This window comes from Nitrospiraceae bacterium (genome assembly GCA_020632595.1).
Lineage (GTDB): Bacteria > Nitrospirota > Nitrospiria > Nitrospirales > UBA8639 > Nitrospira_E.
Genome location: JACKFF010000009.1, coordinates 138,401 through 151,973 on the forward strand (window position 1 = coordinate 138,401; position 13,573 = coordinate 151,973).

11 protein-coding genes are annotated in these 13,573 nt (G+C 46.8%); 4 read left to right on the forward strand and 7 right to left on the reverse strand.

From position 1 onward, the window contains the following. Positions 1 to 691 precede the first annotated feature (691 nt). From H6750_15565 to H6750_15585, 5 genes are all read right to left on the reverse strand, one after another. Positions 692 to 1,516, reverse strand: a complete 825-nt coding sequence (locus tag H6750_15565; protein MCB9775726.1) for a DUF3473 domain-containing protein — start codon at positions 1,514 to 1,516, stop codon at positions 692 to 694. A 42-nt stretch (positions 1,517 to 1,558) separates the two neighbouring features. Further along, positions 1,559 to 2,581: a sugar transferase gene (locus tag H6750_15570; protein ID MCB9775727.1), complete on the reverse strand. Its 1,023-nt coding sequence runs from the start codon at positions 2,579 to 2,581 to the stop codon at positions 1,559 to 1,561. 330 nt (positions 2,582 to 2,911) lie between these two features. Continuing rightward, complete coding sequence (locus H6750_15575) at positions 2,912 to 5,314, reverse strand: hypothetical protein (protein ID MCB9775728.1); 2,403 nt, start codon at positions 5,312 to 5,314, stop codon at positions 2,912 to 2,914. Between the two features lie 90 nt (positions 5,315 to 5,404). After that, a complete protein-coding gene (locus H6750_15580; GenBank protein MCB9775729.1) occupies positions 5,405 to 6,013 on the reverse strand; it encodes a polysaccharide biosynthesis/export family protein in 609 nt (202 codons plus the stop codon). A 146-nt stretch (positions 6,014 to 6,159) separates the two neighbouring features. Further along, positions 6,160 to 6,867 carry a polysaccharide biosynthesis/export family protein gene (locus tag H6750_15585; GenBank protein ID MCB9775730.1) on the reverse strand — a complete coding sequence of 236 codons (708 nt, stop codon included), beginning with the start codon at positions 6,865 to 6,867 and terminating at the stop codon, positions 6,160 to 6,162. 564 nt (positions 6,868 to 7,431) lie between these two features. Between H6750_15585 and H6750_15590 the strand changes: the two genes are divergently transcribed. From H6750_15590 to H6750_15605, 4 genes are all read left to right on the forward strand, one after another. Then, positions 7,432 to 7,701: a transposase gene (locus H6750_15590; protein MCB9775731.1), complete on the forward strand. Its 270-nt coding sequence runs from the start codon at positions 7,432 to 7,434 to the stop codon at positions 7,699 to 7,701. A gap of 409 nt (positions 7,702 to 8,110) precedes the next feature. After that, a complete protein-coding gene (locus H6750_15595; protein MCB9775732.1) occupies positions 8,111 to 8,437 on the forward strand; it encodes a transposase family protein in 327 nt (108 codons plus the stop codon). Positions 8,438 to 8,493: 56 nt separating this feature from the next. Beyond that, positions 8,494 to 9,637, forward strand: a protein-coding gene (locus H6750_15600) for an IS3 family transposase (GenBank protein ID MCB9775733.1) whose coding sequence is annotated in 2 segments (ribosomal slippage) — positions 8,494 to 8,789 and positions 8,788 to 9,637 — 1,146 coding nt in all. Because the reading frame shifts where the segments join, the coding sequence is not laid out codon by codon here. Between the two features lie 13 nt (positions 9,638 to 9,650). After that, complete coding sequence (locus tag H6750_15605) at positions 9,651 to 9,842, forward strand: IS3 family transposase (protein MCB9775734.1); 192 nt, start codon at positions 9,651 to 9,653, stop codon at positions 9,840 to 9,842. Positions 9,843 to 10,351: 509 nt separating this feature from the next. On the opposite strand, the gene H6750_15610 is transcribed toward H6750_15605, so the two are convergent. Next, entirely contained in the window at positions 10,352 to 12,712 is a 2,361-nt protein-coding gene (locus H6750_15610; GenBank protein ID MCB9775735.1) for a tetratricopeptide repeat protein, read from the reverse strand. A gap of 315 nt (positions 12,713 to 13,027) precedes the next feature. Further along, entirely contained in the window at positions 13,028 to 13,501 is a 474-nt protein-coding gene (locus H6750_15615; GenBank protein ID MCB9775736.1) for a hypothetical protein, read from the reverse strand. Between the last annotated feature and the right edge of the window lie 72 nt (positions 13,502 to 13,573).

A 13,573-nucleotide genomic window follows, 5' to 3' on the forward strand; every position in this document is an offset into this window, starting at 1 on the left:
TCTGTCTACAATCATAGACCTGCAAGCAGCAACTGCCCACGTAAGTTACGCCTTGAAAACAAAGACCACCGCAGACCCTGTCACAATGCTGGCATCAGCATCCCATGAGTAGGCTTAAAAAGAATTCAAGTCAAAAAATGTCGCCCTCAAATTTAAAAACAAAAGAGGCATTGGGAAAAATCTTCCATAAGGTACTCTATCGGTCATAAAATTAAAAAATTCAGCTACAAGCTGAAAAATCTTGACGCCCATCAAACAGACCTATTGCTGTTTTGCTTTGAAATCACGAACTAAGGACAACAACCCTGTAATAGCACCTCGGTGGTTTCCATAAAGGTTGAACTGGCTCTCTAGACAGACAACTTGTAGGCTATAATCAATCTGAACCGTCAATTCTGATGGGCGGATAGTCAGGAACCCTTACCCAGCCACATGGATGAGGCAACTCCCAGCAAGACATGTACGTCGGTTCCAATGCCCAATAACATTGCCCACCAGAGAGCCTATTTTCGTTTTGAGCATAAGCATCTCAAAATGCAAGGTTCGTAACCCCACCTTCAGTGGCTCAGATTCTTGCAGCTAGCTCTGCGAATAGACTTGCTAGAGGACTGCAAATGGGAGATCTTTTTAGGAGGTATAATGAGATTCGAAATAGATAATGCGGGGAGTGCCAACAGACACGATCTACCAATTAATGGGTGATGAGATTGCGATACGGTCCGAATGAAAAGTCTTGCAACAGTTGAATGAGGCGGCTGTGGACCTTTCCTAGATTTAGATAATGACGAAACTCAGAAAGCATTGTACCCTTCATACGCGGTTGAAAAGGATCCAGCTCCCAGGGATGGAGGTACATAATGAGAGGATGGCCCTGGGACTCGATTCGCTGCAAGAGCGGCTTAAGGAACCGATACGGAAATAGACGAAAATATCCGCCTCCGGCAACTGGAAACCTCATCCCAGCCCATTTACAAATCGAAGGTGGCACCTCCCAAATGGATCCTGAATCGGTGGAGATGGTATGGATGGTGGAGATGGCTCCGGGAATTCCATAGTAATCATGCACGACAGCCATAATACTGGAATCATAGTGATACCCTTCCTCTACTAGGATCGACAAAGCCCATTCTGATTCCTTGGTAATAGAAAAAGTCGGAGCTCTATAACCTAAAATAGGCCTACCTCCGATATCTTCCAAAGTATGTTTGGCTCGCCGGATATCTTCCCGAAACATCTGAGGAGTTTGCCCGGTAATGAGTTCATGTGCATACCCATGTGAGGCTAATTCATGCCCCGCTTCCACGATGCGCCTAATTAGACCTTTATGTCGTTCTGCTACCCATCCCAGCACAAACATCGTGGCATGAATCTTCCGTTCCTCCAGAAGATCAAGGATCAGGTGGGTGTTGCGCTCAACCCGGCTTTCATGAGTCTCCCAATGCCGGCGTCTTGCCACACAATCAAAGGCGGCCACCTGAAAATGTTCCTCAATGTCGAAGCTCAATCCGTGGATCATAGCTATTGCTCATATTTCGCTTTACGTTTAAACTCTTTGGTCTTACCGCGCACCTTCGCCCTTGAAGACGACCTTAATGGTGCGGACAAGGATTCGTAGGTCCAACCACAACGAGAGATTTTTGACATAGTAAAGATCGTATTGCAATTTGACATGCGAATCTTCCAGAGACCCGGCATAGTGGAAACAGGTCTGCGCCCAACCAGAAATTCCTGGACGAACCGTGTGTCGAAGGTCATAATAAGGAATAGATTTTCGTAGTTCCTGAACAAAATGCGGACGTTCGGGTCGAGGGCCCACTAGGCTCATGTTCCCTTTCAGGACGTTAAGCAATTGGGGTAATTCATCCAATCGAAGCTTTCGAAGCCAGGCTCCCGTTTTCGTGACACGCGCATCTCCCAGGGCCGCCCACTGGATACCTTCGGCTTCAGCATCAGCTCGCATCGAACGAAATTTTAACAGTGTGTAGGGATACCCATGCTGCCCCACCCGTGTTTGCCGATAGAAGATTGGCCCAGGGGAGTCTGATTTTACTAATAAGGCTATCAGAACGAGCAGAGGGGCTAACATCACGAGGCCAAGGAGCGAACCTGCTATATCCCCAAGGCGCTTAAGAAACATAATGATTGGTTTTCGCCTGAATCCTGAGGAAAAAATAAGAAAGCTCGGCTTGAGCTCGTCGATTGACAGGCGTCCACACTCGGTCTCATATAGACGGTGACCATCGATCACCTCTAAACCCATGGATTTCACATCCAAGAGGGAATCCAGGGGCAAAGTCCCCCGACGGTCTTCTACACAAACTGCAACCATCTCTATTTGATTTTTTTCGGAAAGTGCAAACAACTCATTGATCGTCCCAATGACCATGGGATTGACCAATGATGTTCCTAAAAGTGCGGGATTATTTGACAAAAACCCCTTGACGTCATACCGATAAGACCGATCGAACACCAAAACGCGTGCCAGCTCTTGGGCCAGCGGCCCGTCTCCTATAATAAGGACACGCTTTTTGATCCACCGGTTTAAGGCTAGATGGGAAAATATTCTCCATGGACTTCGCATAAGAGACCCCGACGGTACAAGGCAACCCGGATTTATTGCCGAAACAATCAAAATTTACTGTCAATCCTTGACCGGTCATTGGATCCGCCTCCATGCTTGATCCGAAGTCTTAGAGAAAACGAAACGTGATCAACAATGGCATTTTAAATGAAGCCCTGTATGTGTCCTTATTGAGTGAAACTTCAATCTGTCATAAGAACTAAAGCGTTTCCCTGTTTTAAGATCGCTAAACCCAGACTATCTGCCGTGAAAATTAAAACAATACCTTTCTCCCATCTGTGTGTTTTCTTGCCTCACAATCATGAAAGTTTCATTCCTAGAAAAATTCCTCTAATTCTTGCTGCCCAACGAGTAAGACGGGGTGTAGTTTTTACGCACATAGTAAGGTACCCCCTTGGTCCATGCATCAGTTAACACCAGCCTCATAGTCCTTGTTTGATGGACCATCTCGAGGGCTTTCTGCACCGCGTCTTTGGGTGTGACTCCGGATCGAACCACCATCAGCACAATTTGAGCCAATTCGCTTAATATATTGACATCCGCCAATGGTAATACTGGAGGGCCATCCAGAATGATGAACCGATAACGAGATTTCATCTGCTCCAAGATCGTGGAGATATTTTGCAATTTGGAAAAGGGAACCGGATAGCGACTGGCATTACCCACCGCCAGGCACCAAAGCGGTATATCCGGCATGCGTTGAAGGCAGGCCTCTAAGGGTTCAACTCCAGCGAAATATTCTGCAAGGCCCGGCTCCGGACCAAGCCCTAAAATATTGGGAAGATTCGGACATTTAAAATCACAATCAATCACCAGTGTCGGCTCATCCAAATCACAAGCCAGCGTGTAGCCAATATTCGCAGATGTGGAAGTTTTTCCCTCTCCCTGCAAGGCGCTGGTAATCAGCACGACTTGGTGGGACGCGGTGGCATCCAAAAGATCCAGCCGGGTCGCAGCGATGCGGTACTGCTCGGCCACAATAGATTGAGGTCTCCATTTTGTCACCAAATTCAACTGAGGTGAAAACGCTTCTGAAGGGATTTTCCTGTGGAGTCCCCTGAATTGACCATGGTCTTCTACTCCAACATCATTAGAACCTTTGGGTTTCATCAAGGAATCGGTATATTGAGAGAATGCCATGTGCTTGCCATTAGCTCCGACCTTGAACACCGGCTCTCTTGCAACCATTTTTAGTGGTTTTCCATAGGCCACTGTGAAGCTAGGGATGGTAGCCAGAGTTGGCAACCCTAACAACACCTCCGCATCTTCGGATCGACGAAAAGTCGGCCATAACACATCCAGAAGGAAAGCAAGGCCAAAACCCAAACCGGCCCCCACGCCCACCCCACCAATGGCTATTAATTCCCGTGGGAATCCCTCTGGCTTAGTGGGCAAATGGGCTGGATCCAGGATGCGAAATCGTTCTCCCTTTTGCCGCTTGTCGAGATTTTCAGAAATTTTAGCGTTAATCCGATTTTCATGCAGGCGTTGATAATGCTTCTGCATATTGTCGTAATCCCGCTCTAGTGCAAGCAATTCTTGTTCATGATGCGGAGTTGCTTCAATCCGCCTCTCATAGAGATACATATCCTCAGAAATTTTTTTCAAACGATCACGAAGAGTGCCCAGTTGGAACTTTAATTCTTCATGGGAACTTTTCAATTGGTTTAAATATGGATCAAAGTCAGGCTTATCCTTGTCAAAGTCTAGGGATTCATTTTTCTGAACAAGAGATTCTTTTAGATTGGCTTCTTTTGAGTTTCGCGTAGCTTCTTTTTTTTCTAAATTTTTAATTTGGGTTTTAAGAGAAATCACATCGGGATATTCAGCCGTGTATTCACCCAACATATTAGTCAATTCTTTTTTCAACTCTTCAATACGCTTTTCCAATGGATCCGGAGAGGACGCTTCTCCAACATTCAATGGGACATTTTCAAATCCCATAAAAGCCCCTCCCATTGTCTCATAATCATGAATGGATTTTTGCAATAGATCCAACCGAGGATTAAGCGAATTTATGGATTCCTGCACCTGAATTTTTTCCAGTTGTAACCGGTCGAGCGTCCTCAGGTTAACATCCAATTGCCCGGGCAATTCGCCTAAATACTTCATTTTATATTCCGACAATTCTTTTTCTTTTTGATCTAAGCCTGCTTTCGCAAGCATAAGTTCTTGATCCAAAAATTCCATGGCTCCTTCGATAAATTGTTCCCGAATTTTGATATTTTGATCGATATACTGGGAAGCCAACTTGGCCGTGACCTTCATAGCCACTATCGGATCAGAGTGCGCAAATGATATCGTAAAAGCCTCGACTTCTCCCCCACCCTTGGTTTTAATCTGAATGTTTTCCCGTAAACCTGCAACCACCTCCTCATAACCTTTGTCCTTAATAGCCTTAGGATATAGATGAAACTCGTCGACGACCTTTTGAAGGTTGGTCCGGCTTAAGACCAGCTGTGTCATCGTGGACACTCGTTCCGCCGTACTACCTCCGACAACTGATGGAACATATTTTTCAGGTATTTTTTGTTGTTCGATGAGAATTACCGTTTCCGATCGATATAATTCCACTTTTAGCCAGGCCAGAATTCCACCTACGGTAATACCCAAAAACACAAAACTGAGAATCATCCACTTTCGCCGCACAGCCAAGTCCAAAAATTCCTTGAGATATTGTTGGATCACAAGTGCGGGATCTGTGTTTGTATGCACGGTGGGGGTACCAGCCATGGAGCCTATGAATTTCCTTTTATTGTTTAATTGTGTAAAAGATTTTTTAAGGATCTACGTAGCCCGTCCGATTTTTGGGCGGAACCCTGTTTACGGAACTATGACGGTATCACCGGACTTCAGGGTAAGGTTATAGATACCCCCATCTTCCGAAATAAGGTCGGAGTATCTTAGAGGGATACGTATTTCTTTAAGCTTGCCCTCCTCATCTTCAACATTTCGAATAACGAGAATGTTATTTCGTGAGGCAAATTGGCTAAATCCCCCGGCCAATGACATCGCCTGAAGAACCGTCGTATAAGATTTCAATGGCAATTTCCCCGGCTTTACCACTTCTCCAACAATAAACACATAGTAACTATTAACCTCAATCACATTAACGGACACCGAAGGGTTTTCTTTAAACGCCTTGTATTTTTCCAAAATTTTTTGTGCTAATTGATCAGCGGTCAACCCGCTCGCTACCACATCTCCAATTAAAGCCAACGAAATTTTTCCGTCCGGACGGATTACGACTTGCCTCGATAATTCCGGGGTTTTCCATACGACCACTTCAATGACATCTTCCGGCCCCAGTACAAAACCTTCCGCGGGATGACCAGGGGGTATAATGACGTCAGGCTTGAAACATCCAAGCCCCACGATAATATTAACTACAAGCAAGGCTCGGACTATGATCTGTGCGTAACAATATTTCATGGATCTCCAAACGGCTGATATTCCTCTTCAGTATCTCTATCGGTGAAAGTCTAAGGAATGAAAAGAACCCTGCGAATAAACATGTCTGTTATTCTCATCTTCCTTTTCTCTACTCAAATTTCTAAAAATATTCGACCCCATGGACACTAGGGTAGGAATATCTGGGTTTGTGAAGGAACCACGATGGTATCACCGGGTTTAATTTCAATATTTTCCGCATCCCTCAAAATAATATCTTCATAATTTACGACAATTTTTTTCGATGCCTCACCGTTAATTCCTAATCGAAAAATCGTGATTCTACTTCTGACCGCATCGGAACTTAACCCACCGGCTAGACCAATAGCTTGAACAAGGGTGGTATGGCTCAAGAGAGGAATTTTTCCGCCCCCGCCCCCGCTTTTGCCCTCAGCACTTCCACCTCCTCCAATGGCACCTTGAACAGTAAAGAAATAACTTTTAATAGCTTTCACAATAATGGCCACCGTAGGATTTTCCTTGTAAACTTTCAGTTTCTCTGTGATTTCATCACGGAGTTCCGCCGTTGTACTTCCCACGGCCATCACCTCTCCGATAAGCGGGAGTGAAATTCGTCCGTCCGGCCGAACCACAATTTCGCGCGACAATTCGGGAGTGCGCCACACACTGACCTCCAGAGTATCCTCTGGGCCAATTATATATTGATCTGTAACAATCAAGGCTCTTTTCTCAGCACGACTTTCTGCTCGATTAATCTCCTGGGATATGGCACCCATACTAGAATCAGCAAAAGTCAACCCTGTAAAACATGTGCTGATCAAAATAGCCACCAGGAAAACGACCTGGCCATTCCTCCGATACGCAATCCGAATCATAACGCACCTCATTCCCCGTAAAAGATCCCCTCACAGACTGGATGGTAAATTTTCTTGTTCGATTTCGTTAACAACTGATACGCAAAAGAAAAGAAGTTTTATTTTAGCGAAAGTCTAAAATAACCAACGATAGCAATTCGGTTGTAAAAAGTTATACCCCCCAAAATGACTGGTATGAATGTGTGTGTGGTTTATGAAAAAAGCCGCGTTGGCACTTTTGACCCATATAGGTTCAATATTCTCAATATTCTTTGACCGCCTCATCACCATGACTGTCTGGGCAAAACTTTTCCGCGATCGTTCGAATCCATGGCTTTTTTGACCACTTCCCAACTTGATCAGCCTGATAAGCTCGGATCAGAGACCTCTCAATAAACTATACAATCGGTGGGAGGAGCCTAAAAATTAAAAATAATATTTGAAAATCTGTTTTTTTTGTTCTTCACACACATGATTGCAACCAATATGGGATGAGAAATACACAAAGAAGTTAGGGGGTATACTGCCCCGCTTTAAAGTGAGACCACCTTTAAGACATAACCCAGATCTTAGTGGAGGAAAGCCATGGGTCAGGAAGAACCAATTGAACGGTGGACAGGAAAACGACGAGCAGCACTTGCCTTGCGGATCCTGAAAGGGGAAACCTCGGTGGAGGAAGCCGCCCGGCAGCAAGGCCTGACGGTCAGGGACGTCGAAGACTGGCAGGATCAGTTTCTTCGTGTGGCGGAAAATGGCTTGCGTCGTCGCCCCAAGGACGAAGAGGTGCGGCAAGAAGAGCAGATCAGAAAACTGAAACAAACGATCGGGGAGTTAGTGGTCGAGAATGACGTATGACGGGAGGTCTTGAAACCGTACCATTTAGGTCGGGATATGTCCGACGCGTGAGAGCCGCGAGGCCGGACATCCTGGAACAAACCGCCTGTCGTCTTTTTCAGGTCAGTCGATCGGCGCTGCATCGGCTGACCAAATGAAAGCGGGCTCGGGCGACGCTCTCTGAGAAATGAGTCGCTCAGCTGGAGCCCCTCATTCAGGCGAATCCGACGTATCGGTATCGACCCCTGTGGGCCTTGATACGCTATCGCCATGGACGGATCCATAATCGCAAGGCCGTGTATCGGGCCTTACGGCTCAAGACCTAGTTTGTACTTCAACGCATCATTACTTCACAGCTTCGAGTGCCGTGCCGTCGGAGTCGAACGTCAAAGAGTAATTGTCGCTGGGCCACGGAGGTGAGGCATATCCCCTGTGGGATGGTTGGGGGCATTTAACGGCAGTGATTGATTGTCATGATCGCGAGCTGATTGCCTATAAGTTCGCCTTGCGCCGACGGGCCCAGGAAGCAGAACGCGCAATCGAAGCCGCTTGCCTCACCCGCTTCGGTACACTTCGTCCCGTTGGTTTCACCCCGGTCCCTGGAAGTGACAACGAGTTAATCTTTCAGAGCCGCCGCTTTCGACAAGCCTGTCGAGACTATCGTTTGGGTCAGGAGTTTATTACCCCATACACGCCGCAACAGAATGGGCTCATTGAACGGTTCTTTCGGAGTCTCAAACAGGAGGGCGTTTTATAGTGGACCCCAATATTCGGACAGTCAGTTAAGATGGTGGAACGACTGCTTGTTCTACCATGTGGGGAGGGGTCTACGAGATGTCCAAGAAGCGAAAACGGCATAGTGCGGAATTTAAGGCGAAGGTGGCCCTGGAAGCCGTGAAGGGCGTGCAAACCTTACAACAGCTGGCCAAAGACTTCCAGGTCCATCCGACTCAGATCACGATGTGGAAGAAACAGCTAACGAGCCAAGTGGCTGGGCTTTTTAAGCGAGGCTCCGAGTGTGACGAGGGCACTGACGAAGCATTGCGACAGGCATATGAAAAGATTGGCCGCCTCGATGTGGAATTGGAGTGGCTGAAAAAAAAACTGGGCCCACTCCACTGAGCAGAAACGCCAACTGATTGACGAGCATGATCTGATGGTCAGTATCCAACAACAATGTGACTTGGTGGGGCTGTCGCGTTCAGCCTATTATTACACCCCTGCTGGGGAGAGCCAAGAGAATTTGCATCTGATGCGGTTACTGGATGCCCAGTATCTCCAGACCCCGTTTTATGGCTCCCGACGGATGACCGCCTGGTTGCAGGGGCACGGGTATCCCATCAATCGGAAACGCGTCCAGCGCTTGATGCGCCTGATGGACCTGGAAGGCGTGGCTCCTGGGCCTCGGACCTCCCGACCGCATCCCGCCCATCCCCGCTATCCCTATCTGCTCCGGGATGTTCAGGTCGTTCGTCCGAATCAGGCCTGGTGTGTGGACATTACGTATGTACCGATGGCCCTGGGCTTTATGTATTTGGTGGCGATCATGGATTGGTATAGTCGGTACGTGGTGGCCTGGGCCGTGTCCAATTCCTTAGAGGCGGACTTTTGCTTAGAGGCTTTGGAGCAGGCGTTTGCTCAAGAAACGCCAGAGGTGTTCAATAGTGACCAAGGCGTTCAATTTACCTCGCAGGCGTGGATTGACCGAGTGGAGCGTGCAGGCAGCGCAGTCAGTATGGACGGACGGGGCCGCGTCTTTGACAATATCTTCATTGAACGTCTGTGGCGCTCCGTCAAGTATGAAGACCTCTATTTACGGGACTATGCAACGGGACTAGAGTTAGAACGTGGCTTGCGGGCCTATTTCCTGTTTTACAATGAACACCGCCCGCATCAGGCTCATGGCTACCAAACGCCGGCAGTCATCTATCACGGCACACAGGCGAGCAAGCCCTGAGGGAAAGGCCTTCTTGTTTTCATCCATTTTCTGTCTTGACAATGGGGTCCACTGTATTTGGCAACATCAATTGAGTAGCTTTGAGCAAGCCCAGCAACGGATCATTGGATGGATCCGATGGTACAACAAGGAGCGACCCCCTCAAGCGTTACAGTGCCTGAGCCCTCATCAATATCGGCAGAAACAAGGCTTACAGGTGGCTTGATTTCTAGGAGGCACTACAGGGGGGCCATGAAGGCCCATAAGCATAAAAATGGTGCTGGATTTTTCCTACGCACAAGAACTTTTTTTGTAGTTAAAAATCAGACCCTAAAAGGGACAACACTGAAAAGAGAGTCATAGGAAAGACAAGGCATGAAGGGGCTGAGGAGATTTACGGCGGAAATATTTGAGAAATTATTGAACATTTTGGTGCCCCCGACACGAATTGAACGTGCGGCCCGCGGTTTAGGAAGGCAAATTTATTATCCTGCTATATCTCCTCAAACTCACTCAAGCCAATTCCAGCAAGGAATTCCCCCATTCTTTATCTTTGGCTGGGATAGGCCTGAATTGGCTGAAAAGTGGTGGCGTCGAGCACAGAATGAGCACATGCCCCGAAAACTAGAATGAGCTGTCATCGTGATATGCCCCCTTCTTTGGCCCAGAACTTTAAAATTCGCTTTTGAAGGATATTACTTTCATTTGTTACTTAGCCGGATCGCTTCCATTTCATTAGTGAGCCACCTCCAGAGCTTCGGCTAGAACTTTTTCTTTTTCGTTTTCCAATCCACTTGCTTCAAACAAGGTTGCAGCTTGGTAGAAATACCACCGGGCCAACTCAGAATCGCCAGAATTTAATGACCGCTCCAACCGGCCCAACCGTACAAGAACCCGGGCTTGGCCAACCTGACTCTCTTCCTCTTTGTAGAGCCCCTGGGCCTTGGTGTAGGCAGACCGCGCCTCGGTAATCCGCCCTAAACTGGCATCTACGTCACCTAACCCCAGGAGAACATGGGCTTGACCTAACCGATCCTTAACGCTTTCATAGATCACCTGCGCATCGGTGTAGGCAGTCCGTGCCTTGTCAGGACGCCCCAATTGGAGCTCTAGGTCAGCCACTCCTATGAGGACATTGGCTTCGCCTAAGGGATATTTTATGGTTTGGTAGAGGGTCCGCGCTCTGTTGTAAAAGTTCCGCGCCTTGTCAGGCTGTCCCAAAAGGCGTTCCATTTCCCCGAACTCCCGAAGGACATCGGCTTCGCCCATCTTATGATTTTCTGCTATGAAAAGAGTTTTGGCATTCGTAAAGGCCGTGCGCGCTTTGTCAGGTCTTCCATCGAGGAATTCCAGATAACCCAGCCCTAAGAGGACTTGGGCTTGGCCTAATTGTTCCTCCTGCGCCTTAAAGATCGCCTGCGCGTCACCATACGCAGCCCTCGCCTTCTCAATATTACCTGAAATTCGCTCCAGATTTCCCAAACCCGCAAGGACGTTGGCTTCGCCTAACGGATGTTTGGCCTTTTGGTAGAGCTCCCGTGCTTCAGTGTATGCAGTCCTCGCCTTATCGGTGTAGCCTAATTGTTGTTCCAATGATCCCAGGCCGACAAGGACATGAGCTTCGCCAAGCGGATGATCATTGGCTTTGAAAAGGTCTCGTGCCTCGGTGTAAACACTCCGCGCCTTGTCGGGGTGCCCTGAAAAACGTTCTAGATGCCCTAAACCCCTGAGTGCATAGGCTTCGCCTAACGGCTGGTCGTTCGTCTTGAAAAGATCCCGCGCGTCGGATAAAGCGATCCGTGCCTTTTCAACATTCCCTAATTGATTCTCCAGGTCCCCCAACCTGTGTAAAACAAAAGCTTGGCCTAACCAATTCTCTTCTCTTTTATAGAGCGTTAACGCCCCATCGTAGGCAGTCCGCGCTTTATCAGGGTGCCCTAACAGACGCTCCAGTTCGCCCAATTCTGCGAGAACTTCGGCTTCACCTAACAGATGACCCTCAGCTTTGAAAAGAGTCTGGGCTTTAATGTACGCCGTTCGTGCTTCATCAGAATGTCCTAGGATACGCTCCAAACCTCCCAGCTCTTTGATAACAGTGGCTTCTCCTAGGCGATCATTGGTCCCCTTAAATATAGAAAGAGCCTGGTTATAGGGATCTCGCGCCTCCTCATTGTGGCCCGATTTCCTTAAATTTCTTGCCTCCAACAAAAGCACCTGCGTTTTCTGTAACTCTCTCCCCTCATGATCGGCGTCTCTGATATTCTTCATAACCCAAAGATAGGGATCTTCTTCGGGATCGTTGGCAATTGATATCGATTCATGATTAAACGGTAAAGGTTGGGGTGGCCCATCACATCTCGAAGTGGCCATTTCACGGGGAACTAAAAGCACCCCTTTCGTAGGAAGCGTTTCATAGGCGCAATAAGCACGAGGATATTTTGCTTTTGTTTCATCCCTGGCAATCAGCAACTGGACCCACCGATCCTCAAGACTTTGAATAAAGGCATTCATATGGGCTGATTCCATATTTCGAAATTGTGGATTGCTCGAAAAAAAAGCAGCGATCCGCGCAATTGTCGCTCCTTGCGCTGGGGTTGCAAGGAAATTTACAGATTTCACCTGTTGAAGTAGATCCTCTTCATCTCCACTTTTAAGGGCCACCAGCATACTCTTAACCACTAATCCCCCCATGCTGTGAGCAATAAAATGTATGTCTGTGTATTGCTCAAAAACCTCATGTGATTTCAATTGCGCTAGCTCATTAACAGCAATTTCGTGTATATTCGGAGATCTTTTTCTAACGGCAGTACGATAGTTAAAAAGATATATGTCATAGTCTTCAAAACGAGGTGAATCTCCCCGAACCATGGCGGGCCAAAAATTCTCATTTGGTGGATTACCCCATGTTGTATTTGCACTTCCAATAACGCCATGAACAAAAAGGATGAGTTTATTTCGTTTCCCAGGCTTTTCCCTTTCGTAAAAGCACGAAGTATGGATCAAGCCAGGAACACATTCCGACTTCTTGGCGGTCGATTGAATACCCTGACAGCCCGTGATGCTGAATACCAAGTAAAGGGCTATCAGATAAACCATCCTCATTTGGAGATGGGTTACATGATTTATCCTAATAATTGTTCTTGGCATAAACCACTCCTCTTTCAGAGAGTGGACTAATTCAAAAACCTCTTTGGTTAAAAAATTTACACCTCCTTATAATTCACCATTTTTTCAGTAAATTCTCCATATTCAAAAACAACTGATTTTGAATCTAGCTCCCAGACCCTATAGGCCGATTCAACCTTGCTGTTGTCTCGCTACCCGGATAAAACAAATTCAAGGTCAGATCACGAGTGGTCGAAAACGGCCAAAAGCGGACATGAAAATTCTGACCATAAATTGGCCTGACTACTATTTTAGGCCTTCTTTGACTTTTCCATAAAGCTGCCTCAATTCCCCATCCCCCATATCCAATATGGGCTCATACATAAATGAATTGATATGGATATTGGCAGGCGTAATTAGGTTTACTCTTTTTAATATCTCTATATTGTCATGTTCGTTGTTATATTCTTCTTCATACCTTTTTAGAAGTTCCCACGTTTGATTAGCGCCGATTTCACTACCATCAGTTATCTGGCTAACCATAAACTTCTCAGCAACCAATCTAATCGCAATTGATAAGACTATCTTGTTTTCTAAATTAATTCCCTCATTGGCATCCACACAACTGTCGGCAGTTTCCAAAATGAAATCCAGTAAACATTTACTAAGTTCAATATCAGGAAAATCGAGGTCCTGAATATTTCTCTCAAAGACTTCCTTAATATCATTAACAGTTAAAGCCGCAGTACCATCCTTATAGTGCAACACTGACGTTAACAATGAATAGTCATCGTTTTCTTCGGTACCCTGGAGGTATCTTCAAAAGGTGTGTAAATAGGAGAGAGGCGGTGT